Here is a 20,832-nt window from a genome sequence, read left to right on the forward strand (position 1 = left end):
CGCGATGTCCCTTCCGGTCGTCTCGGCTGCTGGTCTTCCGCAAGAATACTGATCGGGAGAGCCGTTGCCGGGGAGGCGCAGCCGGTGCCGGGCCCGGTGATCTGCAGCACTGCCCGCGACCGTGAGCTCCCGGCGGAGGTCCGGATGCACCAGGATGGTCACTCATGGGTTCGAATCGGGTGTACATCGTCGGCGCCTCCGGGCAGGTGGGATCGGCGCTCGCGTCGACGCGCGGCGGCCGGGAAGCGGTCATGCTGACCTCGTCCGATGTCGATGTGCGCGACGAGCGATCGGTTCGCGACGCGTTCGGTGGCCTTGCGCGAGGCGATGTGGTGATCAACACCGCGGCGTACACCGCCGTGGACGCCGCCGAGACCGACTGCGAGGCGGCGCACGCGGTGAATGCACTCGGTCCGGCCCATCTGGCGGCCGTCACCGGCGCGTCGGGGGCGCGACTCATCCATCTGTCCACCGACTACGTCTTCGCCCGCGACGACGCGGGCTCCGGCGACGCACCGCGACCCTTCGAACCCGGTGACGTCTCCGGTGAGCCGCCGACGGTGTACGGCGCCACCAAGCTCGCCGGCGAACGCGCCGCGCGCGAGGCCGATCCGCGGACGATCGTCGTGCGCACCGCGTGGGTGTTCACCGGCGGGTCCGCGGACAGCGACTTCGTCGCGACGATGGCCCGACTGGAGGCCGAGCGCGACACTTTGCGGGTGGTAGACGATCAAGTGGGATCGCCCACCTACGCGCGCGATCTCGCGGCCGGCCTGTGGGAACTCGCCGAACGGTGCGACGGGCCGAATCTGCGCGACGGCGCGACTCTGCACGCCACCAACGCCGGAACGGCCAGTTGGTGCGATCTGGCCCGCGCCGTGTTCGTCGAGCTCGGTGCCGACCCGGCCCGGGTCCAGGCGTGCACCACCGCAGAGTTCCCGCGCCCCGCGCCGCGGCCCGCGTACTCGGCGCTCTCCGGCGCGAGTTGGGCTGCCGCGGGTCTCACACCGCTGCGGAAGTGGACGCTCGCCCTGCACGATGCGATCGCGGTCCGCACCCGGACGCTCGGTTAGTCTGAGCGCGTGACTGCCAGCTTCGCCGTCGTGACCGTGACCTATTCCTCGGGCGACTACCTCCACAACTTCCTTCGCACGCTGACGCGCGCATCGCGTGAGACGCCCGAAGTGATCATCGCCGACAACGGGTCCACCGACGGCGCACCGGAACAGGCGGCGGCCGACCACGACAACGTCACCCTGGTGCACACCGGCGGAAACATCGGCTACGGCGGCGCCGTGAACCGGGGAGTCGCGCAGATAGACGAGGACATCGAGTTCGTGGTGGTGGCCAACCCCGACGTCGAATGGTCGGAGGGCGCGATCGACGGACTGCTCGAGGCGGCGCGCCGCTGGCCGCGGGCCGCGAGTCTGGGGCCGCTGATCACCGAGCCCGACGGCACCGTGTACCCGTCCGCGCGCCGCGTCCCCGATCTGATCTCGGGAACCGGCCACGCGGTGCTCGGCACGGTCTGGAAGTCGAACCCCTGGACGGCTGCGTACCGCAACGACGACGCCGACCTCACCGAACGGCCGGTCGGCTGGCTCTCGGGCTCGTGTCTGCTCCTGCGGCGCGCGGCCTTCGACGCCATCGGCGGCTTCGACTCGCGCTACTTCATGTTCATGGAGGACGTCGACCTCGGCGACCGGCTGGGCCGGTCGGGGTGGCTCAACGTCTTCGTGCCGTCGGTGTCGGTGATGCACGCGAAGAGCCATTCGGTCAGCAGACATCCGGAGAAGATGATTCCGGCTCATCATGCGAGCGCCTATCGTTTCACCGCCGACCGGAATCCCGGTCCGTTGCGCGCGCCGATCCGCCTGGCGTTGCGGGCCGGGCTGGCGGTGCGGTCGAAGATCGCGGTCGCCGCGGCCCTGCGTGAACAGCGCCGTACGGGAGGGCCCGCGTGAACAGCCGCGACACGAGTGTGGATAAGGAAGGAAACTCTGTGACCTCATCAGTTCAGGCACTGATCCTCGTCGGAGGAAAGGGCACGCGGCTGCGTCCGCTGACCCTGTCGGCGCCCAAGCCGATGCTCCCGACTGCGGGGACCCCGTTTCTGACTCACCTGCTGTCGCGGATTCGGGAGGCGGGGATCACCGACGTGGTCCTCGGCACCTCCTACCAGGCGCACGTCTTCTCCGACCACTACGGCGACGGTTCCGATCTGGGCCTGAATCTGACCTACGTCACGGAGAGCGAACCGCTGGGCACCGGCGGCGGGATCCGCAACGTCTACGACGAGCTGACCGCCGACACGGTGCTCGTGTTCAACGGCGACGTCCTCGGCGGCACCGACATCCGCGACGTACTGTCGACGCACGAGCGCTCGGGTGCCGAAGTGACCCTGCACCTGGTCCGGGTCGGTGATCCGCGCGCCTTCGGCTGCGTGCCGACCGACGCCGACGGGCGGGTCACGGCGTTCCTGGAGAAGACTCAGGATCCGCCGACCAATCAGATCAACGCGGGCACCTACGTCTTCGACCGCAAGGTGATCGGCGAGATCCCGGCCGGTCGGCCGGTGTCGGTGGAGCGCGAGGTGTTCCCGTCGCTGCTCGCGCAGGGACGGCACATTCAGGCGCACGTCGACGACGCCTACTGGCGCGACATGGGGACTCCCGAGGACTTCGTCCGCGGTTCGGCGGACCTGGTCCGCGGCATCGCGCCGTCGCCCGCGCTGGCGAAGCCCTGCGGGGAGTCGCTCTCGCTCGACGGCGCCGACGTGGCGTCCGACGCCGTGCTGATCGGCGGCACCGTCGTCGGCCGCGGCGCGCGGGTCGGGTCGGGGGCACGGCTGGACGGCGCGGTGATCTTCGACGGCGCGTCGGTGGAGGCAGGAGCGGTGGTCGAGCGCAGCATCGTCGGGTTCGGCGCCACCGTCGGCGCGCATGCGCTGGTGCGCGACACCGTCATCGGCGACGGTGCACAGGTCGGTGCCCGATGCGAGCTGCTGCGCGGCGCGCGCGTATGGCCGGGAGTGCAGATCCCCGAGAGCGGAATCCGGTTCTCGACCGACGTGTGATCCCGAGCGCGATCGGCCGGCCGCTCAGGCCTTGGCGGCAGCGAGCAGACCCGTTCCCACCGGAATCACAGCGGGCAGCAGCCGGTCGTCCTCGGCGATGATCGACGCCGCCTCGCGCGCGGCCAGGGTCCGCGGATCGTCGGCCTCACGGTCGGCGATCGTGCCGTCGGCCGAGGCGTTGTTCACGACGACCAGTCCGCCCGGCCGGAGAATGCGGATCGCCTCGGTGACGAACAGGGGATAGCTCAGCGGTGCTCCGTCGACGAAGACGAGATCGTATGTCTCGTCGGCGAGCCGGGTGAGCACGTCGGTCGGCGCGCCGTTGATGAGCCGGGTGCGGCCGGGACCGATGTGCGCGTCGGCGAAGGTCTCGCGGGCGGCCCGGTGATGCTCGGGCTCGGGATCGATCGTGGTCAGGACGCCATTCTCGGGCATGCCCGCCAGCAGCCAGAGCCCGCTGACGCCGACTCCGGTGCCGATCTCGACCACGTGCGTCGACCCGGCGACCCGGGCCAGCAGCGACAGCAGCGCTCCGGTGGCGGGGGAGATCGCCGTGGCGCCGAGCTCCTCGGCGCGCATGCGGGCTTCGATCAGGGCCTCGTCCTCGATGATCGCGGCTTCGGCGTACTCGCTCAGGCTTGCGGCCGCGGCCGCTGTGTCACTCATGACATCGAGGGTGCCATACGGTCGTTGACCTGCGGTTGCGGGCACGCCGTCTGCGGGCCCGGTCTTCCTTATCAAACCCTCAGGACAGTTATAGGGGCACCACATTCAGGTGCGACAGGGTAGAGCGCAATGGTCCGGAATATCGATCGCGCCGGGCGCGTTGATCGGGGAGAATAGCCCTGACAGGCCCGGAGCGAGGAAAGGAACTGGCACCTACACGATGACCGTCCCGATGATCGGCAAAGCAGACCCCGACACCACCACCGGAGCGTTCCGCGGAACCGCGGGCTTCGACGCGACCGGCGATCGAGATCTGATGCCCTCGTGGGACGAGTTGGTGTCAGAGCACGCGGACCGGGTGTACCGGCTGGCGTACCGCCTCTCCGGAAATCAGCACGACGCCGAGGACCTCACCCAGGAGACCTTCATCCGGGTGTTCCGGTCGCTGACCAACTACAAGCCCGGCACCTTCGAGGGCTGGCTGCACCGCATCACCACGAACCTGTTCCTCGACATGGTCCGACGCCGCGCCAAGATCCGCATGGAGGCGCTGGAGCAGGACTACGACCGGATCCCCACCGACACCCCGGACCCGCAGCAGGCCTTCGCCGACGCCAACCTCGATCCCGATCTGCAGACGGCCCTCGACTCGCTGGCGCCGGAGTTCCGCGCCGCCGTGGTCCTCTGCGACATCGAGGGACTCTCGTACGAGGAGGTCGGCGCCACGCTCGGGGTCAAGATGGGCACCGTCCGCAGCCGGATCCACCGCGGACGCCAGGGCATCCGCCAGTACCTGGCGGCTCGCGGCCACACCGACAGCCGCTCGGTCGCGGCCGCAGAGTGACCTCCGCGACCCTCTCCGGTTCTGTCGGCTACGCTGGACCGTGGCTCTGAATCGAGTTCGAGTGCATCTGAGGAGAGGGGTGACGCCGGTGGGTCTGGGCCAGACAGGACGTTCACGCGGGAGTCGGTGGTCGCCGTTTCCGACGTCGATCGCACCGAACCCCGAATACCGGCGCCCGACCGTATTCGCGTCCACCGAGCATCTGAATCCCGAGGCGGTCGTCGCCTACGTCGACGACGAACTCACCCGTCAGGCGTCGGCGCGTGCCGACGCTCATCTGGCGCTCTGCCCCGACTGCTCGCGCGAGGTCGCCGCACAGGCGCGTGCGCGGTCGATGCTGCAGACCTGCCAGACCGACCTCAGCGTGCCCGACTCGCTCCGCGCGCAGCTCAGCCAGATCCCGACTCAGGAGATCGACTTCCGCAGGGATCGACGCACCAACCGCTGGGGCCGCTGACTCGTGACCGACAGCTCTGCTTCGTCCGACGACCGGCCGACCGATCCGGTGCTGCCCGCGAACGAACCGGCGTCCGACCTCGCCGCCACCTTCGGCAGGCCGGAGGGTGTCGACGGCTCGTTCGCTCCCGAGGCATCACCGGCGGAGCGCCCGCAGCCCACGATCGCACCGCCCGATCCGGTCCTCGCGGAGGCCTTCGGCCGGCCGGAGGGCGAGACCCAGACGCTGCAGCGCGACCCGTACGCCCAGCCCGCCACGGACGACGTGCCGGAACCGGATCCGTGGCGTGATCCCGACAGCGCCGCGCACCTGTCCGCACCGGCTGTCGGCGTCGACCCGGAGTCGTCGCCGAGGGAGAAGGGGCCGCTACTGGGGATACGCGAGCTGCTGTTCGGCGGCCGGGTGCACTGGTGGGCTCTGGCGACTCTCGGACTGCTCGCACTCCTCGTCGGACTCTTCGGCGGGCTCGTCGGACGATGGACCGCAGAGGTCGTCACGCCGCTGCACGCCGACACCGTTCACCTCGAGGGCGACAGCCCCGACTCCGCGACCGGCGGCACCGATGTGGAGCGGGTCGCCAAGGCCGTTCAGCGATCGGTGGTCACCATCGAGGTCCGCACCGCGGTCGACGGCGGCTCGGGTTCGGGATTCATCGTCGACAAGGCCGGGTACATCGTCACGAACAACCACGTGATCTCCAAGGCCGCCAACGACTCCAAAGCCAAGCTCGAAGTCGTCTTCTCCGATCGTCAGCGCGTGCCCGCGCGGCTCGTCGGACGCGACGTGAAGACCGATCTGGCCGTCATCAAAGTGGACGACGTCGCCAATCTGACGGTCTCCAAGCTCGGCGACTCCGCCGACCTTCAGATCGGTCAGGAGGTGATCGCCTTCGGTTCGCCGCTCGGGCTGGACAAGACGGTCACCAGCGGCATCATCAGTGCACTCGATCGGCCGGTGCCGCTGAGGCCGGACGCCGACTCCGATACCGACGCTGTGATCAACGCCATCCAGACCGATGCGGCCATCAACCCGGGCAACTCGGGCGGGCCGCTGCTCAACGACGACGGCCAGGTGATCGGCGTCAACACGGCCGGCGCGATGACCGGCGGCGGGTCCATCGGTCTCGGCTTCGCGATTCCGATCAACGAGGTCATCCCGATCGCGAACACCCTGATCGCGGACGGAAAGGTGAAGCACCCGTCGGTCGGCATCACCGCCGCCACCGTCCGTAACGACCGCATCTTCGGTGCGCAGATCAAGGACGTCGCCGGGGGCAGTCCGGCGGCCCAGGCCGGTTTGCGCGAGGGCGACGTGATCACCAAGTTCAACGGGCGCCCGATCGAGAGCTCGGACGAGTTGACCGTCGCGGTGCGGACGTCGAAAATCGGTGAGCAGGTGAAGTTCACGTATTGGCGCGACGGTCGATACTTCGACGGCGAGCTCACCCCGGTCAGCGATTAGCGCCGGAAGCGTCGGACCAGTCCAGAGAGCGGCGAGGAATCATGTTCAGCAGTGTCGGTTGGGGTGAACTCCTCATTCTGTTGGCCGCAGCGCTCATCATCCTCGGCCCCGAACGTCTGCCGGGCGCGGTCAGCTGGGCGATGGGCGCGGTACGCAAGGTGCGCGACTATGCGACGGGGGCGAGTTCGCAGCTGCGTGACGAACTCGGGCCCGATTTCGATCAGCTCCGTGAGCCGCTCACTCAGCTCAACGAACTCCGCCAGATGAGCCCGAAGAGCATCGTCACCAAGCACATCTTCGACGGTGACTCGTCGACGATCGACGATCTGGGCAAGTCGGTGCGTGAGACCCTCGACGTGAGTCGGCCGCTGGCGAAGCCGGATGGGGAGCGGCAGGTGTCGCGCGAATCGCCGCAGCCGCCCGCACCTCCTGCCCGCAAGTACGACGTGACCGACTGGGACGCGACCTAGCCGGACCGGTCGGGTCCCGGCGGGTCAGTGCCGGGTGGTGTCGATTCCGAGGCTCATGCCGGCGAGCCCGCGCCGGCGGACGGCCAGCTTGTCGGCGATGGCGCGCAGCGCCGAGCCGGAGGCGGATTCGGGTGCCGAGAGCACCACGGGAGTGCCCACGTCGCCGCCTTCGCGGAGTTCCTGTTCCAGCGGGACCTGCCCGAGCAGTTCTACGGGAGATCCCACGGCACGGGTGAGCCGCTGCGCCACCAACTGGCCGCCGCCCGAGCCGAAGGGCTCTATCCGCGTGCCGTCCGGGAGCTGCATCCAGGACATGTTCTCGACCACGCCGAGGATCTTCTGCCGAGTCTGCAGGGCGATCGCGCCCGCGCGTTCGGCGACCTCTGCGGCGGCCTGCTGCGGGGTGGTCACCACCAGGATCTCCGCACCCGGAATGAGCTGGGCGATCGAGATCGCGACGTCGCCCGTGCCCGGCGGCAGATCCAGGAGCAGCACGTCCAGATCGCCCCAGTAGACGTCGGCGAGGAACTGCTGCAGCGCCCGGTGGAGCATGGGGCCGCGCCACGTGACCGGCGTGTTGCCGTCGGTGAACTGGCCGATCGAGATGAACTTCACGCCGTGACTCTGCGGCGGCATGATCATCGACTCCACCTGGGTGGGCTTCGCGTCGCTGCCGAGCATGCGCGGAACACTGTGACCGTAGATGTCGGCGTCCAGGACGCCGACGGACAGACCGCGGTCGGCGAGTGCGGTCGCCAGGTTCACGGTGACACTCGACTTGCCCACACCGCCCTTGCCGGAGGCGATCGCGTACACCCTGGTGAGATTGCCCGGCTTGGCGAACGGGATCTCCGGCTCGGCACGGTCGCCGCGCAGCTTCTTGCGGAGTTCGGTGCGCTGTTCGTCGTCCATCACGTCCAGTTCGACGCGCACGGCGCCCACACCGGGCACATCGGCGACGGCCGTCTCGACGTTGTCGGAGATCTTGGTGCGCATCGGGCAGCCCGCCGTGGTCAGGTACACCCCGACGTCGACACTGCCGTCGGCGGCGACCGCGACGGACTTGACCATGCCGAGGTCGGTGATCGGCTTGCCGATCTCCGGGTCCATCACTTTGCTCAGTGCGGAACGGACGGCGGACTCAGTGGGTGTGGCGGGGGTGGTCACACCTCAACCATATCGCTGCCGAGACGGACTCGGCTTCTCGCCTCAGCGGTCGGCGGTCTTCGCCGGGCCGGCGGGAGCCGGCGCCGGCTTCTTGGGCGAGGGCTTGGGGGCAGGCGCCGGGGCCGGACCGATGCCGGGCGGCAGGCAGATGATGCCGAGGCAGGCCTGCGGAGGCTTGCTCGGTGACGGCTTACTCGGCGGCGTGGACGATTTCGGGGTGGACGGCCGGGTGGACTCGCCGGGCTTCTTGTCGCGGTCCCCGTTCTTCTTGTCGCGGTCCTTGTCCTTCTTGTCTTTGTCCTTGTCGTCCGGAGTCGCCGACATCTCCGGGATGGGTGTGGTCGGCATCACGCCGGTCGAGTACGCGGCCGCCCATGCGAGCACGTTGTTCACATAGGCCATCGAGTGGTTGTAGCGCAGGACCGCGTTCACCTTGTTCTGGCCGGCCATGATGTCGGTGAAACCGGCGCACAGGTAGCGTCCGGCCGAATAGGTGGCGTCGAAGATGTTGTCCGGGTCGGCCTTGCCGTCGCCGTTGGCGTCGGCGCCCCAGGCCGCCCACGTGCTCGGGATGAACTGCATCGGACCCATCGCGCGGTCGTGCCCGCCGTCGCCGTCGAGCCTGCCGCCGTCGGAGTCGTGGATGACGGCGTTTCCGGCGAGCGAGCCGTCGAGTACCGGGCCGCGGATCTTGGTCAGGGTGTTGCCGTACGCGTCGACGTTCCCGTTGCCCGCGTGGCCGGACTCGATGCGTCCGATGCCGGCGAGAAGGAACCAGGGCAGCTTGCACTGCGGCGACTCGGCGGCCACCCGGGTGGCGGCGAGCTTGTACGCCTTGAGGACCATCCCGGGAATGCCGAGGGGACCTGCGGGAAGGTCGGCGGCGAGCCGGAACTGCGGGTCGCCGCCGCCGGCGGCCGTGGGGTCGGCCGGGGGAGCGAATCCGACGAGTTGGCTGCTGCCGGAGGGCACGGTCTCCGCGACCGCGCGGGCGGCCACCGCGCTCTGGGCACCCGCGAGATCGATCGAGGGTCCCGGCTGGACCGAGGACACCGGATCGGCCGCGACACTCGACACCGTTCCGCCGAGCACCAGCGCGCCGAGTGCGGCCGCGGTGGTCCCGACCGCCAGGCCGCGGCGCGGCACGTGAATCCGGTTCGGGCGGCTGCGCCAGAAAGTCATCCCATTGGTCCCCATCGACTCTCACTGCATTCGGCGTGTCGTTCACGTCGAATCAGGGGGAGTCTGCGATCATCCCCCCGACGACTGTGAGCCAGCATACATGCAGCGTTTCCTCCGGTCATGTCGGATCCGGTTCTTCACCCTTGCCCGCGCGTGCCGAAATCCGTTCCACCAGTTCGTCGACCAGATCGTCGAGTTCGCGGCGCAGATAGTCGCGGGTGACGGTATCGCCGACCGCGAGCCGCACGGCGGCGAGTTCACGGGCCAGGAACTCGGTGTCGTCCTTGGTCTGGGCGGCGCGGGCGCGGTCCTCCTCGAGCGAGACACGGTCCCGGTTCTCCTGGCGGTTCTGTGCCAGCAGGATCAGCGGCGCGGCGTACGCGGCCTGAGTGGAGAAGGCCAGATTGAGGAGGATGAACGGGTACGGATCCCATTCGAAGGCGAACAGGCCCACGTTGAGAAGCACCCAGATCACCACGATCACGGTCTGGATCAGCAGGTACCGGCCGGTGCCGAGGAAGCGGGCGATCCGCTCGGAGTACACGCCCACCACGTCGGAGTCGAGATTGACGTTGAACCGGCTGCGACGAGGGCTCGGAGTGTCGAGATGGCGTCCGGAAGGACTCATGGAGCGGTCCCTTCGGGGTCGGTCTCGCGCCAGTCGCGCGGGAGCAGGGCATCGAGGAGGTCGTCGACGACGACGGCGCCGAGGAGGTGATCGGCTTCGTCGATCACCGGTGCGCAGACCAGATTGTAGGTGGCGAAGAACCGGGTCATCTTCTCCAGCGAGTCGTCGGGGAGCAGTCGCGGCATCTCCTTGTCGAGGATGCCGCCCACCAGATTGGCCGGCGGCTCTCGGAGCAGTGCCTGCGTGTGCACCGCGCCGAGGAACTTCCCGGTGGGGGTGTTGGTCGGCGGGCGGACGACGAAGACCATGCTCGCGGCCGCCGAGTTCACGTCCGGGTCGCGCACCCGGGCCAGTGCCTCGGACACCGTCGCGTTCGCGGTGACGATCAGGGGTTCCGGCGTCATGACGCCGCCGGCGGTGTCGGGGGAGTGCAGCAGCAGCCGCCGGACGGATTCGGAGTCCTCCGGGTCCATCCGGGACAGGAACGCCTCGGCCTCGGCCTGGGGCAGTTCACCCATCAGGTCGGCGACGTCGTCGGGGTCCATCGCTTCGAGGACGTCGGCGGCGCGGTCGGGCTCCATGCTGCCGAGGATCGCGGTCTGATCGTCGGTGGGCATCTCCTGCAGCACGTCCGCGAGACGCTCGTTGTCGAGCGCCGCGGCGATCTCGTCGCGCCGCTTCACCGGCAGTTCGCGAAGCGCGTTGGCGACGTCGGGCGCGCGCATGTCCTCGAACTGCGCCAGGGCCATCTCCACGCCCTGTCCCGGGCGAGAGAGTTCGAGACGGTTCATGCCGCGGACGTGGCGCCACTGCACGACGATCGTCTCGCCGCGCCTGCGCAGGCCCTTGCGGGTGGTGCGCAGCGCCACGCGGCTGACCATCCAGTCGCGGCTGCGGTTCTGCTCGATCGCCAGATCCACCACCGTCAGGTCCACATCGTGCAGTTCGGGGTAGTCCGGATCGTCGGTGCGGACCCGGGTGTCGAGGATCTGACCCACCGCCAACGCCTCGTTCGGGCGCACCCGCAAGCGTCGCAGATTCACATGTCCGGTGGTCAGGGTGACGGCGTCGGGCTCGATGCTCGTCACACGCAGCATCGGCACGAAAATGCGTCTGCGCGTGGTGAGTTCGACGGCGAGCCCGAGCGCGCGCGGCTGTTTGCCCGGCATGTGCATGGAGATCACGACGTCCCGGACCCGACCGATTGATTCACCATCAGGGCCGAGAACGGCGAGGCCGACTAGTCTGGCGACGAAGACCTTGAGGGCGGGCGTCATACGTCAAGCCTAAAGTGAGCCGAGCTCAGGAGCCGAAGTGACGAACCCAATGCGACCGATGCCGGGATTGCCGACGCCGCCGAAGGGCTGGCCGGTAGGGTCCTACGACACCTACGCGCAGGCCCAGCGCGCGGTGGACTACTTGTCCGACAACGAATTCCAGGTCGACAATCTGACGATCGTCGGCGTCGACCTGATGCAGGTCGAGAAAGTCCTCGGACGACTCACCTGGGGCAAGGTGATCGCGGGAGGCATCGGGTCCGGCGCCTGGCTGGGCCTGTTCTTCGGCGCACTCGTCTCACTGGTGGTCGGGACGTCGTGGACGCCGATCCTCTTCGGCGTGCTCGCCGGCATGGTGTTCGGGCTGATCAGCGCCGCCATCCCGTACGCGGCCACCCGCGGCCAGCGTGACTTCACCTCCACCATGCAACTGGTCGCCGGACGGTACGACGTGCTGTGCGATCCGCGCACCGCGGAACAGGCGCGCGACATGCTCGCCAAACTGGCTCTCTGACCGCTCCTCCGTCGTCTCGGGCGCGCCGATGTGCCATCGTGTGCGCTATGTCACCTGTCGTGGGATAACCTAAGGCCCGCATCAGCTTTCACAGCTGATTCTTAGACGAGGCCGACAGGCAGGAGGCTGGCAGCGAGATGAGCAAGGGTAGATCCGCGCCGAGGGGACGATCTCTGGCCAGGCGGCTGTCGGCAGTGGCGGTGGCGGCGGCGGTCGCCGCGCCGATGCTGGCCGGTTGCTCCACGGGCTACGAGCAGGGTGTTCTGAACATCTATGCGCCGGCCGACGGCTTCGATTACATCAAGCAGTTCGCGCAGACCTGTACCGAGGAGTCGGGCGGGCGCTACAAGCTGCAGGCCAACGTCCTGCCCAAGAGCGCCGACGATCAGCGACTGCAGTTGGCCAGGCGGCTGGCCGGAAACGACCACACCCTGGATCTGATGGGCATGGACGTCGTGTGGACCGCGGAGTTCGCGAACGCCGGCTGGCTCGTGCCGGTCCCGGACGACACCGCGGCCGAGATCGAGAAGACCAATCTCGGCGGCCCGGTGGCCACAGCGATGTGGCAGCGGCCCGACGACGCGGCCAAACGCATGTACGCGATGCCGATCTGGACCAACACCCAGTTGCTCTGGTACCGGCCCGACCTGATGAAGGACACGCTCGGCAGCCGGCGGGCGCCGGCGACCTGGGATGAGATGCTCAGCGATACGCAGGCCATCAAGAAGGCCGGCGGACCGAGCTGGATCATGGTCCAGGCCAAGCAGTACGAGGGCCTGATGGTCTGGTTCAACTCGCTGCTCGCCAGCGCCGGTGGTTCGGTGCTCGATCCGAACGACGCGTCCAAGGTGACCCTCAGCGACACCCCGGAGCACCGGGCGGCGACGCTGAAGGCGCTCGAGGTGATGAAGGCGGTGGCCACGGCGCCGGGGCACGACCCGTCGATCACCCAGTCCGACGAGGGCACCGCCCGGCTCGGGATGGAGACGGGCAAGGCGGCGTTCGAGATCAACTGGCCGTTCGTGTGGGCTTCGGCGCGCACCAACGGTGCGACCGGCGACGTCGCCTTCCTCCAGGACGTTCTCTCGCCGTACAAGACTCTGCTCACCGACGAGGACAATCCGCCGACAGACGCGCAGCTCGCTCCGATCAACGCCAAGATGCGTAAGCACTTCGACTTCGCGCTCTACCCGGGTGTCTTCCCCGGCAAGACCGCGAAGTCGACGCCCGGCGGGCTGAACCTGGCCGTTGCGTCCACTTCCCGGCAGCCGGAGCTCGCCTTCGAGGCGGCGAAGTGCATGACCAGCGAGAAGGCGCAGAAGGTGTACGCGATATCGGGTGGAACGCCGCCGACCATCGCGTCGATCTACGACGACAAGGACTTCAAGCTCGCGTATCCGATGGGCGACGTGATCCGCACACAGCTCGAATCCGAGCACTCGGCGCCGCGGCCGGCGTCGCCGCAGTATCAGGCGATCTCGACGCTCGTGACCGCCACCCTCGCGCCGGTGGGCGCCTGGGATCCCGCACAGATGGTCGACAAGCTCACCGAGCAGGTCCAGAAGGCCATCGACGGCGAGGGGATCATCCCGTGAGCGACGACAAGCACGACGACCAGCGGTCGCCGGAACCCCGTGACGGGGACGGCGTCTCGGGGGACGGGCACGGTCAGCACTCCCGCGACGGCGCCGAGCCGGTGCACTCCGACGTATGGGTGCCGCCGGAGGCCGCCGCACCCCGACCCGATGAACCCGCCCCGCCACCGCCGCCCCCACCGATGCCGCAGGCCGTGCCCGAGACCGCGATGGCCGCGGCTGCCGCCGGAGCGACTCCCGCCGGGCCTGGAATGAACGGAGGTTCGATGTCTGAGATCCTCGACACCGGTCCCACTCCGGCGCAGCCGGCGCCCCTGGCGCCGAAGGCGACTGGACGCAAGTCGTCGGAGCGACGTCTGGCGTACTGGCTCATCGCACCCGCCGCGATCGTCATGGCGCTGGTGACCGGTTACCCGATCGTCTACGCCTTCTGGCTCTCGCTCAACAAGGCGACGCTGACCGCGCCGGACGAGCAGAAGTTCATCGGCCTGTCGAACTACGGCACCGTCCTCTCGGACGGCTACTGGTGGTCGGCGCTGGGCGTGACCGTGTTCATCACCCTGGTGTCGGTGCTGATCGAACTGGTGCTGGGCATGGCGATCGCCCTCGTCATGCACCGGACCCTGTTCGGCCGGGGCGTGGTCCGCACCGTGGTCCTCATCCCGTACGGCATCGTGACGGTCGCCGCGGCGTTCTCCTGGTACTACGCGTGGACGCCGGGCACCGGCTACCTGGCCAACCTGCTCCCGGACGGCTCCGCGCCGCTCACCCAGCAGTGGCCGTCGCTGTTCATCATCATCCTGGCCGAGGTGTGGAAGACGACGCCGTTCATGGCGCTGTTGCTGCTCGCCGGGCTGGCGTTGGTGCCGGACGACCTCCTCAAGGCCGCCCAACTCGACGGCGCGGGCGCGTGGACCCGGCTCTTCCGCATCATCCTGCCGCTGATGAAGCCGGCGATCCTCGTCGCGCTGCTCTTCCGCACGCTGGACGCGTTCCGCATCTTCGACAACATCTACGTCCTGACGGCCGGCTCCAACGGCACAGGGTCGGTGTCGATGCTCGGCTACGACAACCTCTTCAAGGCCTTCAATCTCGGTGTCGGCTCGGCGATCAGCATCCTGATCTTCCTGTGCGTCGCCATCATCGCTTTCGTGTTCATCAAGGGGTTCGGCACCGCCGCCCCCGGCTCCGACGACGAGGGGAGGTGACCACCGATGGATGCGAGCATTCGCCGTAAAGTCGGCTGGACCGTCGCCAATGTTCTGGTGGTCCTCTACGCGATCATCCCGCTGTGGTGGATCATCAGCCTGTCGTTCAAGCCGACCGGCAGTGTGACCGACGGCAGCTTCATCCCGAAGCAGTGGACCTTCGACAACTACAAGGGAATCTTCGACACCAGCCTGTTCACGTCGGCGCTGATCAACTCGATCGGCATCGGCCTGATCACCACGGTAATCGCCGTGCTGCTGGGAACCATGGCCGCCTACGCGGTCGCGCGGCTCGAGTTCCGCGGGAAGAAGCTGCTCATCGGAGCGGCCCTGCTGATCGCGATGTTCCCGCAGATCTCACTGGTGACGCCGCTGTTCAACATCGAACGCCGGCTCGGCCTGTTCGACACGTGGCTCGGTCTGATCCTGCCCTACGTGGCCTTCGCGCTGCCGCTGGCGATCTACACTCTCTCGGCGTTCTTCCGGGAGATCCCATGGGACCTGGAGAAGGCCGCGCAGATGGACGGAGCCACGCCGGCTCAGGCGTTCCGCCGCGTGATCGTCCCGCTGGCGGCGCCGGGCGTGGTGACCGCCGCGATCCTGGTCTTCATCTTCGCGTGGAACGACCTGCTTCTGGCGTTGTCGCTGACCTCCACCGAGAATGCGGAGACGGCGCCCGTCGCGATCTCGCAGTTCACGGGCAGCAGTCAGTTCGAGGAGCCCACCGGGGCCATCGCCGCAGCGGCCGTCGTCATCACCATTCCGATCATCATCTTCGTGCTCTTCTTCCAACGTCGTATCGTCGCCGGCCTCACCTCCGGCGCGGTGAAGGGATAACCCATGGCCGACATCGTTCTGGAGAACGTCTCCAAGCAGTACCCGGACGGCTCGATCGCCGTGCACGGGGTGAACCTGAACATCGCCGAAGGCGAGTTCGTCATCCTGGTGGGACCGTCGGGCTGCGGCAAGTCGACGACGCTGAACATGATCGCCGGTCTCGAGGACATCACGTCCGGTGAGTTGCGCATCGGCGGCAAGCGGATGAACGAGGTGGCTCCGAAGGACCGGGACATCGCGATGGTCTTCCAGAGCTACGCGCTGTACCCGCACATGTCGGTGCGTCAGAACATCGCCTTCCCGCTCAGCCTCGCGAAGATGGACAAGGCCGAGATCGCCCGCCGCGTCGACGAGGCCGCCGCGATGCTCGACCTCACCGAGTACCTCGACCGCAAGCCCGCCAACCTGTCGGGCGGTCAGCGTCAGCGCGTCGCGATGGGTCGGGCCATCGTCCGCACGCCCAATGCGTTCCTGATGGACGAGCCGCTGTCGAACCTCGACGCGAAGCTGCGTGTCCAGATGCGTACCGAGATCGCCTCGCTGCAGGCCCGGTTGGGGACGACGACCGTGTACGTGACCCACGACCAGACCGAGGCCATGACGCTCGGCGACCGCGTCGTGGTGATGCGCGCGGGCTACGTCCAGCAGGTCGGCGCGCCGCAGGAGCTCTACGACCGCCCGGCCAACCTGTTCGTGGCCGGATTCATCGGCTCGCCGGCCATGAACTTCCTCCCGGGCAGGCTGACCGCGACCGGCGCGGACACCGCCATCGGCCACATCGAGTTCCCCGACTACAACGAGATCGCCGGCCGTGCGCGCCAGGCCGACAGCAACGGCGAGGTGCTGCTGGGCATCCGGCCGGAGCACCTGGTGGACGCGGCGCTGACGCACGAGGCCGAGTTGGCCGGCTTCCTCAGCTTTCCGATCACGGTCGACCTCGTGGAGTCGATGGGGTCGGACAAGTACGTGTACTTCGGCTGGCAGGCGCCCGACTCGGCGACGCAGGTGCTCTCGAAGCTGGCAGAGGACCTCGGTTCCACCACCGCGGGCGGGCAGAAGGTGGCCCGGCTGTCGCCCTACACCCAGGCCCGCAGGGGCGAGACGCTCACCCTGGCGCTGAACCCGGCACGGATGCACGTCTTCGACACCGCGAGCGGCGTCAGCCTGCGCTGAGGCCGTGCGCCGGGCACGGCCCCGCACCGATCCGACTCACCCCACCGGTGTTTAACTGGTGGGGTGAGTTCTGTCAGCGATCGGGTGATCGCCCACGTGTCCGCCGCCGTCGGCAGCGAGCCGCAGCGGGCGTCGGTCACCTTTCTCGGCGTCGAACCGATCGACGTGCTGCGGTTCGCCGACGGCGACCGAGTGGTCTACGTGACGGTGGGGTGCGCACGCCACCCGATGCACGATCCGGCCGACTTCGCTCCCGACCCGGTCCGCGGACCGCGAGCCGAGGTGACGGTGACCCTGCGCGCGAGCATGCCGCTGCAAGGACTGCACAAGTCGCTGGCCATGCTCGCCGCGGCGCCCGCCGTCGAAGGGCTGATCCTGGCGGAGGACTCGCTGATCGACCTGCAGGAGCCGCTGTGGGCCGGGGCGATCTGCTCGGCCTTCCTCCTCACCGGCGACGACCGGTTCGCCGATCTGCCGCTCGACGACCCCGCCGATCCGGTGCGTTTCCTGCGTGCGGTGCCGATCACCGCGAACGAAGCGGCATGGGTGCGGCTCAAGGGCGCCGATGAGCTGCGCGCGGCGTGGGCCGAGGCCGGCACGGATGTGACCGACCCCGGCCGGGCCGCGGTGTCGCCGTAGCGTCGCTCACAGCCAGTGGGAGCGGTGAAAGATCCGCCACAGGGTGAAGCACACCGCGAACAGAGTGAGCAGCAGCAGCGGGTAGCTGTACCGGTAGTGGAGTTCGGGCATGAAGTCGAAGTTCATCCCGTAGATCCCCGCCGCCGCGGTGGGGACCGCGGCGATGGCGGCCCACGCCGAGATCTTCCGCATGTCGGTGTTCATCTGGGTGCTGACCTTGGTCGCGGCGGCGTTCAGCAGTGCCGTCAGGCGCTCGTCGTACTCGACGACCAGGTCGTTCGCCGTGGTCAGATGGTCTGCGACGTCGCGGAAGTGCCGTTGGATCTCGGTGTCGTGCGGGGTGAGCGCCGCCGATTCGAGTGTGCCGGAGCTGCCCGACAGCAGTGAGAGCGGCACCGCCAGCGGCTGGACCGCGCGGCGCAGCTCCAGCACCTCGCGTTTGAACAGGTAGACCACGTCGATGTCGAGATCCCGTGACGACGCCGCGAAGACGCGCTCTTCGAGCCCGTCGACGTCCGCCTCCATCTCGCGCACGACTCTCAGGTAGGAGTCGACCACCCGGTCGGCGATCGCGTGGACGACAGTCGCGGGGCCGAGCCGCAGATGCTCGGGTGTCTGCTCGAGGCGCGCGCGTACGCCCGCGAGATGTGTGTGTTCCCCGTGGCGGACGGTGATGACGAAGTCCCGTCCGGCGAGCACCATGATCTCGCCGGTCTCGACGATGTCGTTGGCGACCTCGTCGTCGTCGTGGTCGATGTACTTGACGGTCCGCAGAACGAGGAACAGAGTGTCGTCGTAGGTCTCGAGCTTGGGACGCTGGTGGGCGTGGACGGCGTCCTCGACCATCAGCGGGTGCAGCCCGAAGGTCTCGGCGACGTCGTTCATCTGCCGCTCGTCCGGTGCGTGCAGACCGAGCCACACGAAGCCGCTTCCGGTGGTCCGCACGAATGCGAGAGCCGAGCGGATGTCGGGCGGGGTGGGCTGCCGGATGCCGTCGACGTAGACGCCGCAGTCGACGATCGCGCGAGCCACGGGGACCGGGGGCGTTGCGACCTCGGGGTTCTTACCCGGCCCGCGGTTACCCGGCTGCAGCATTCTCGGCATGGACGGCACACGTCGACCTTAGCGAGCCGCCGGGCCGCCCGCTTACACTCAGTCCGTGCCATTCGACGTCTCCGTGTACACGACGACCGCGATCACCCTGCTCGTCATCATGGACCCGCCCGGGCAGGTTCCGGTGTTCCTGTCCCTCGTCGGCCGGCGCTCAGCCGAGTACCGGCGTAAGGCCGCCTGGCAGGCACCGCTGGTGTCGCTGCTCGTCATCAGCCTGTTCGCGGTCGGCGGCCGCGCCATCCTGGCCTACCTGCACATCGGCATACCGGCGCTGCAGGGCGCGGGTGGACTGCTGCTGTTGTTGGTCGCGCTGCAACTGCTCATGGGACTCGGCGGTTCGACCGCCGCACAGGTGTCCGACGACGTCAACGTGGCGCTGGTACCGCTCGGCACACCGATGCTCGCCGGCCCCGGAGCCATCGCCGCGGTGATCGTCGCCGTCAGCCAGGTACACGGAGATGTGCCCGGGTACACGGCGATCGCCGCGGCCATTCTCACCGTCCATGCCGTGGTGGCGCTGGCGCTGTTCTTCTCGACCGGCATCATCAGGGTGCTGCGGGTCAGCGGCATCACGCTGCTCGCCAAGATCGCCGGTCTGCTTCTGGCGGCCATCGCGGTCCAGTTGATCGCGACGTCGGTGATCGGTTTCGCGGCCACGGCGTGAGCGTCGATTAGTCTGGTCGGCGATGTCTACTCGACGATTCTCCCGCCGCGCCGCCGCTCTCGCGGCCGCGATCGGCGCGGCTGCGACCCTGATCACGGCGTGCGGATCCGATGTACCGGCACCTCTGCGCGTCGGTACCGACGGCACCCCCGAGATGCAGGTGGCAGCGCAGATCTACGCGGGAGCGCTCGCGCGCACCGGCGTCCGAGTCGACGTCGGCGGCCGGGCGTCGGCCGACAGACGGCTCCTCGACGAGGCGGCGCAGGGCGATGTGGACCTGTTCCCGGCGTTCACCGGCGAACTGCTGACCGCGTTGATGCCCGGGCCCGACGCCGTGTCGAGTGAAGACGTGGAGGAGGCGGTGAACCGCGCTCTGCCGCAGGGCGTGACGATCGGCGATCCGGCAGCGGTGAACGACCGCAGGCAGTTGATCCTCGCCCAGACCGTCTCCGACGCCGATCACCTCACCGACCTGGCGCAATGCGGGGCGGTGCCGCCCGGACTGCCGTTGGTGAGCACCGGCGAGCTGACCGCGGAGGAGAAGCAGGCGTTCAGCGTCTGCCGGTTCGGTGCGATCACGGAGCGCCTGACGCCGCAGCAGGTGGCCGACCGCGTCCGCGGCGGGCAGGCGCTCGGAACGCTGACCGGGCTGGAGGCGGCGACGGCGCTAGCCGGCCGCGACGACGTGACGGCCCTGCGGTCGGCCGAATCCGGGCCGATGGCGCAGGATCTCGTGCCCGTATTCCGCGCATCCCTGATCGGCAAGCCGCAGATGAAGGCGCTCAGCCGTGTCGCCGGTGAGTTGACCACCGCGGATCTGGCCGAGCTCGCCGCGCGCGTGGAGCGGGGCGCAGACCCCGCGGCCGTCGCGAACGAATGGATCGGCACGCACGGCGTCTGATCCGCCGGGCTCGTACACCGAGACGGGGCCGGAGCGACGATCGTCTCGTCGCGGCGGCCCCGTCCGTGGTCCGGGAGGCTACTTGGTGCGCTTGAGCGCCCAACCGGTGACGCGGGCGCCGATGCCCTGGTAGCCGGAGGCCACCAGACGGACGCACAGATCGAGAACCTTCGCGTCCGCGCCGACGAGGACGCGTGCGCGGTCGCGCTCGACCGCCTTGATGATGATGTCGGCGGCCTTCTCCGAGCTGGTGTTCGCCAGGTACTTGTCGAACAGCTCGGCGGTCTTCGCCTGGTCGTGATCGCCCGACGTGGTCGCATTGCGGGCGATCGCCGTCTTGATTCCGCCCGGATGCACGCAGGTCACCTTGACCGGGTGCTTCGCGATGATCATCTCCTGATTCAGCGCCTCGGTGAAGCCGCGGACGGCGAACTTGGCGGAGTTGTACGCGGCCTGACCCGGTTCGGCCAGCAGGCCGAACAGCGACGAGGTGTTGACGACGTGGCCGTCGCCCGACGCGATCAGGTACGGCAGGAACGCCTTGGTGCCGTTGACGACGCCCCAGTAGTCGATGTCCATGACACGCTCGATGTCCTTGAACTCCATGGTCTCGACCTCACCGTGGTGCGCGATGCCGGCGTTGTTGAAGATCGCGTTGACGGTGCCGAAGTGGCCGGCCACGGTGTCGGCGTACGCGAGGACGGCCTCTCGCTCGGCGACGTTGAGCAACTGGCTGTGCACCTGCGCACCGGTCGCTGCGACCAGCCGCTCGGTCTCCGCGAGACCGTCCGGGTTCACATCGGAGATGGCGATCTTGGCACCGCGCTTGGCGAGCTTGACCGCCAGGTCGCGGCCCATCCCGGAGCCGGCGCCGGTGATGACGATGACCTTGTTGTTGAAATCCTTCATAGTTCTCTCCTGAAGTCGGGAAGTTGCGGTGTCGGGAAGTCGGGTGTCGGT

Annotated in this window: 22 protein-coding genes; 15 read left to right on the top strand and 7 right to left on the bottom strand. The window is 68.6% G+C overall.

Annotated features, from left to right (window positions below; all coding sequences use genetic code 11):
* The first annotated feature begins 164 nt into the window (after positions 1 to 164).
* Genes rfbD through manB form a run of 3 tightly spaced genes read left to right on the top strand, consistent with a single transcriptional unit; the run spans position 165 to position 3,076 of the window.
* Entirely contained in the window at positions 165 to 1,073 is a 909-nt protein-coding gene (rfbD, locus tag ACZ5QD_RS02275) for a dTDP-4-dehydrorhamnose reductase (protein ID WP_222111035.1), read from the top strand.
* Between the two features lie 9 nt (positions 1,074 to 1,082).
* The gene (locus tag ACZ5QD_RS02280) at positions 1,083 to 1,964 is read left to right on the top strand and encodes a glycosyltransferase family 2 protein (RefSeq protein WP_006896456.1); all 882 of its coding nucleotides are present in this window, start codon (positions 1,083 to 1,085) and stop codon (positions 1,962 to 1,964) included.
* Positions 1,965 to 2,002: 38 nt separating this feature from the next.
* On the top strand, positions 2,003 to 3,076 hold the full coding sequence (gene manB / locus ACZ5QD_RS02285; protein ID WP_006896455.1) for a mannose-1-phosphate guanylyltransferase: 1,074 nt from the start codon (positions 2,003 to 2,005) through the stop codon (positions 3,074 to 3,076).
* Between the two features lie 24 nt (positions 3,077 to 3,100).
* Here manB and ACZ5QD_RS02290 read toward each other — a convergent pair whose 3' ends face one another.
* On the bottom strand, positions 3,101 to 3,742 hold the full coding sequence (locus ACZ5QD_RS02290) for an O-methyltransferase (RefSeq protein ID WP_006896454.1): 642 nt from the start codon (positions 3,740 to 3,742) through the stop codon (positions 3,101 to 3,103).
* Between the two features lie 232 nt (positions 3,743 to 3,974).
* Here ACZ5QD_RS02290 and sigE point away from each other — a divergent pair, with 232 nt between their 5' ends.
* From sigE to tatB, 4 genes are all read left to right on the top strand, one after another.
* On the top strand, positions 3,975 to 4,586 hold the full coding sequence (sigE, locus tag ACZ5QD_RS02295; RefSeq protein ID WP_464367252.1) for an RNA polymerase sigma factor SigE: 612 nt from the start codon (positions 3,975 to 3,977) through the stop codon (positions 4,584 to 4,586).
* Between the two features lie 79 nt (positions 4,587 to 4,665).
* Positions 4,666 to 5,043 (top strand): zf-HC2 domain-containing protein, encoded by a 378-nt coding sequence (locus ACZ5QD_RS02300; RefSeq protein ID WP_464367085.1) that lies wholly within the window; start codon positions 4,666 to 4,668, stop codon positions 5,041 to 5,043.
* A gap of 3 nt (positions 5,044 to 5,046) precedes the next feature.
* Complete coding sequence (locus ACZ5QD_RS02305; RefSeq protein WP_464367086.1) at positions 5,047 to 6,504, top strand: S1C family serine protease; 1,458 nt, start codon at positions 5,047 to 5,049, stop codon at positions 6,502 to 6,504.
* A gap of 41 nt (positions 6,505 to 6,545) precedes the next feature.
* Positions 6,546 to 6,974: a Sec-independent protein translocase protein TatB gene (gene tatB / locus ACZ5QD_RS02310; protein WP_062367549.1), complete on the top strand. Its 429-nt coding sequence runs from the start codon at positions 6,546 to 6,548 to the stop codon at positions 6,972 to 6,974.
* A gap of 24 nt (positions 6,975 to 6,998) precedes the next feature.
* Here tatB and ACZ5QD_RS02315 read toward each other — a convergent pair whose 3' ends face one another.
* The 4 genes from ACZ5QD_RS02315 to ACZ5QD_RS02330 all read right to left on the bottom strand — a co-directional run bounded on the left by ACZ5QD_RS02315 (position 6,999) and on the right by ACZ5QD_RS02330 (position 11,228).
* Positions 6,999 to 8,141 (bottom strand): Mrp/NBP35 family ATP-binding protein, encoded by a 1,143-nt coding sequence (locus tag ACZ5QD_RS02315; protein ID WP_006896449.1) that lies wholly within the window; start codon positions 8,139 to 8,141, stop codon positions 6,999 to 7,001.
* 42 nt (positions 8,142 to 8,183) lie between these two features.
* Entirely contained in the window at positions 8,184 to 9,338 is a 1,155-nt protein-coding gene (locus ACZ5QD_RS02320) for a lytic transglycosylase domain-containing protein (protein ID WP_464367087.1), read from the bottom strand.
* 103 nt (positions 9,339 to 9,441) lie between these two features.
* On the bottom strand, positions 9,442 to 9,951 hold the full coding sequence (locus tag ACZ5QD_RS02325) for a DUF1003 domain-containing protein (RefSeq protein WP_006896447.1): 510 nt from the start codon (positions 9,949 to 9,951) through the stop codon (positions 9,442 to 9,444).
* Positions 9,948 to 11,228 (bottom strand): magnesium transporter MgtE N-terminal domain-containing protein, encoded by a 1,281-nt coding sequence (locus ACZ5QD_RS02330; protein ID WP_006896446.1) that lies wholly within the window; start codon positions 11,226 to 11,228, stop codon positions 9,948 to 9,950. Before ACZ5QD_RS02330 ends, ACZ5QD_RS02325 begins: the two co-directional genes overlap by 4 nt.
* 37 nt (positions 11,229 to 11,265) lie before the next feature.
* Between ACZ5QD_RS02330 and ACZ5QD_RS02335 the strand changes: the two genes are divergently transcribed.
* The 6 genes from ACZ5QD_RS02335 (at position 11,266) to ACZ5QD_RS02360 (ending at position 17,194) form a co-directional block, all read left to right on the top strand.
* Positions 11,266 to 11,742, top strand: coding sequence for a YflT domain-containing protein (locus ACZ5QD_RS02335; protein ID WP_039867440.1), 477 nt, complete (start codon positions 11,266 to 11,268; stop codon positions 11,740 to 11,742).
* 137 nt (positions 11,743 to 11,879) lie between these two features.
* Positions 11,880 to 13,337, top strand: coding sequence for an extracellular solute-binding protein (locus ACZ5QD_RS02340; RefSeq protein WP_222111041.1), 1,458 nt, complete (start codon positions 11,880 to 11,882; stop codon positions 13,335 to 13,337).
* Complete coding sequence (locus ACZ5QD_RS02345) at positions 13,334 to 14,545, top strand: carbohydrate ABC transporter permease (protein ID WP_082781302.1); 1,212 nt, start codon at positions 13,334 to 13,336, stop codon at positions 14,543 to 14,545. The genes ACZ5QD_RS02340 and ACZ5QD_RS02345 overlap by 4 nt, the downstream gene beginning before the upstream one ends.
* Before the next feature lie 6 nt (positions 14,546 to 14,551).
* Positions 14,552 to 15,382, top strand: a complete 831-nt coding sequence (locus tag ACZ5QD_RS02350) for a carbohydrate ABC transporter permease (RefSeq protein WP_222111042.1) — start codon at positions 14,552 to 14,554, stop codon at positions 15,380 to 15,382.
* Between the two features lie 3 nt (positions 15,383 to 15,385).
* Positions 15,386 to 16,555: an ABC transporter ATP-binding protein gene (locus ACZ5QD_RS02355; RefSeq protein ID WP_006896441.1), complete on the top strand. Its 1,170-nt coding sequence runs from the start codon at positions 15,386 to 15,388 to the stop codon at positions 16,553 to 16,555.
* A gap of 63 nt (positions 16,556 to 16,618) precedes the next feature.
* Positions 16,619 to 17,194, top strand: coding sequence for a suppressor of fused domain protein (locus ACZ5QD_RS02360; protein ID WP_039867438.1), 576 nt, complete (start codon positions 16,619 to 16,621; stop codon positions 17,192 to 17,194).
* Positions 17,195 to 17,200: 6 nt separating this feature from the next.
* Here the strand turns inward: ACZ5QD_RS02360 and ACZ5QD_RS02365 are convergent, their stop codons facing one another.
* A complete protein-coding gene (locus ACZ5QD_RS02365) occupies positions 17,201 to 18,298 on the bottom strand; it encodes a magnesium and cobalt transport protein CorA (RefSeq protein ID WP_039867437.1) in 1,098 nt (365 codons plus the stop codon).
* A gap of 55 nt (positions 18,299 to 18,353) precedes the next feature.
* On the opposite strand from ACZ5QD_RS02365, the gene ACZ5QD_RS02370 reads away from it, so the two are divergent.
* Positions 18,354 to 18,971: a MarC family protein gene (locus tag ACZ5QD_RS02370; protein ID WP_039867436.1), complete on the top strand. Its 618-nt coding sequence runs from the start codon at positions 18,354 to 18,356 to the stop codon at positions 18,969 to 18,971.
* 22 nt (positions 18,972 to 18,993) lie between these two features.
* Positions 18,994 to 19,872 carry a glycine betaine ABC transporter substrate-binding protein gene (locus ACZ5QD_RS02375; RefSeq protein ID WP_006896437.1) on the top strand — a complete coding sequence of 293 codons (879 nt, stop codon included), beginning with the start codon at positions 18,994 to 18,996 and terminating at the stop codon, positions 19,870 to 19,872.
* A gap of 78 nt (positions 19,873 to 19,950) precedes the next feature.
* On the opposite strand, the gene ACZ5QD_RS02380 is transcribed toward ACZ5QD_RS02375, so the two are convergent.
* Entirely contained in the window at positions 19,951 to 20,781 is an 831-nt protein-coding gene (locus tag ACZ5QD_RS02380) for an SDR family NAD(P)-dependent oxidoreductase (protein ID WP_045538384.1), read from the bottom strand.
* Between the last annotated feature and the right edge of the window lie 51 nt (positions 20,782 to 20,832).

It is taken from the genome of Gordonia sp. J1A, assembly GCF_055393515.1.

What these genes read in the sequence shown, in the direction of transcription:
- rfbD (WP_222111035.1), top strand. Translation starts at nt 165, where the DNA reads ATGGGTTCGAATCGGGTGTACATCGTCGGCGCCTCCGGGCAGGTGGGA.
- ACZ5QD_RS02290 (WP_006896454.1), bottom strand. Translation starts at nt 3,742, where the DNA reads ATGAGTGACACAGCGGCCGCGGCCGCAAGCCTGAGCGAGTACGCCGAA.
- sigE (WP_464367252.1), top strand. Translation starts at nt 3,975, where the DNA reads ATGATCGGCAAAGCAGACCCCGACACCACCACCGGAGCGTTCCGCGGA.
- tatB (WP_062367549.1), top strand. Translation starts at nt 6,546, where the DNA reads ATGTTCAGCAGTGTCGGTTGGGGTGAACTCCTCATTCTGTTGGCCGCA.
- ACZ5QD_RS02320 (WP_464367087.1), bottom strand. Translation starts at nt 9,338, where the DNA reads ATGGGGACCAATGGGATGACTTTCTGGCGCAGCCGCCCGAACCGGATT.
- ACZ5QD_RS02325 (WP_006896447.1), bottom strand. Translation starts at nt 9,951, where the DNA reads ATGAGTCCTTCCGGACGCCATCTCGACACTCCGAGCCCTCGTCGCAGC.
- ACZ5QD_RS02330 (WP_006896446.1), bottom strand. Translation starts at nt 11,228, where the DNA reads ATGACGCCCGCCCTCAAGGTCTTCGTCGCCAGACTAGTCGGCCTCGCC.
- ACZ5QD_RS02340 (WP_222111041.1), top strand. Translation starts at nt 11,880, where the DNA reads ATGAGCAAGGGTAGATCCGCGCCGAGGGGACGATCTCTGGCCAGGCGG.
- ACZ5QD_RS02350 (WP_222111042.1), top strand. Translation starts at nt 14,552, where the DNA reads ATGGATGCGAGCATTCGCCGTAAAGTCGGCTGGACCGTCGCCAATGTT.
- ACZ5QD_RS02355 (WP_006896441.1), top strand. Translation starts at nt 15,386, where the DNA reads ATGGCCGACATCGTTCTGGAGAACGTCTCCAAGCAGTACCCGGACGGC.
- ACZ5QD_RS02365 (WP_039867437.1), bottom strand. Translation starts at nt 18,298, where the DNA reads ATGCCGAGAATGCTGCAGCCGGGTAACCGCGGGCCGGGTAAGAACCCC.
- ACZ5QD_RS02375 (WP_006896437.1), top strand. Translation starts at nt 18,994, where the DNA reads ATGTCTACTCGACGATTCTCCCGCCGCGCCGCCGCTCTCGCGGCCGCG.
- ACZ5QD_RS02380 (WP_045538384.1), bottom strand. Translation starts at nt 20,781, where the DNA reads ATGAAGGATTTCAACAACAAGGTCATCGTCATCACCGGCGCCGGCTCC.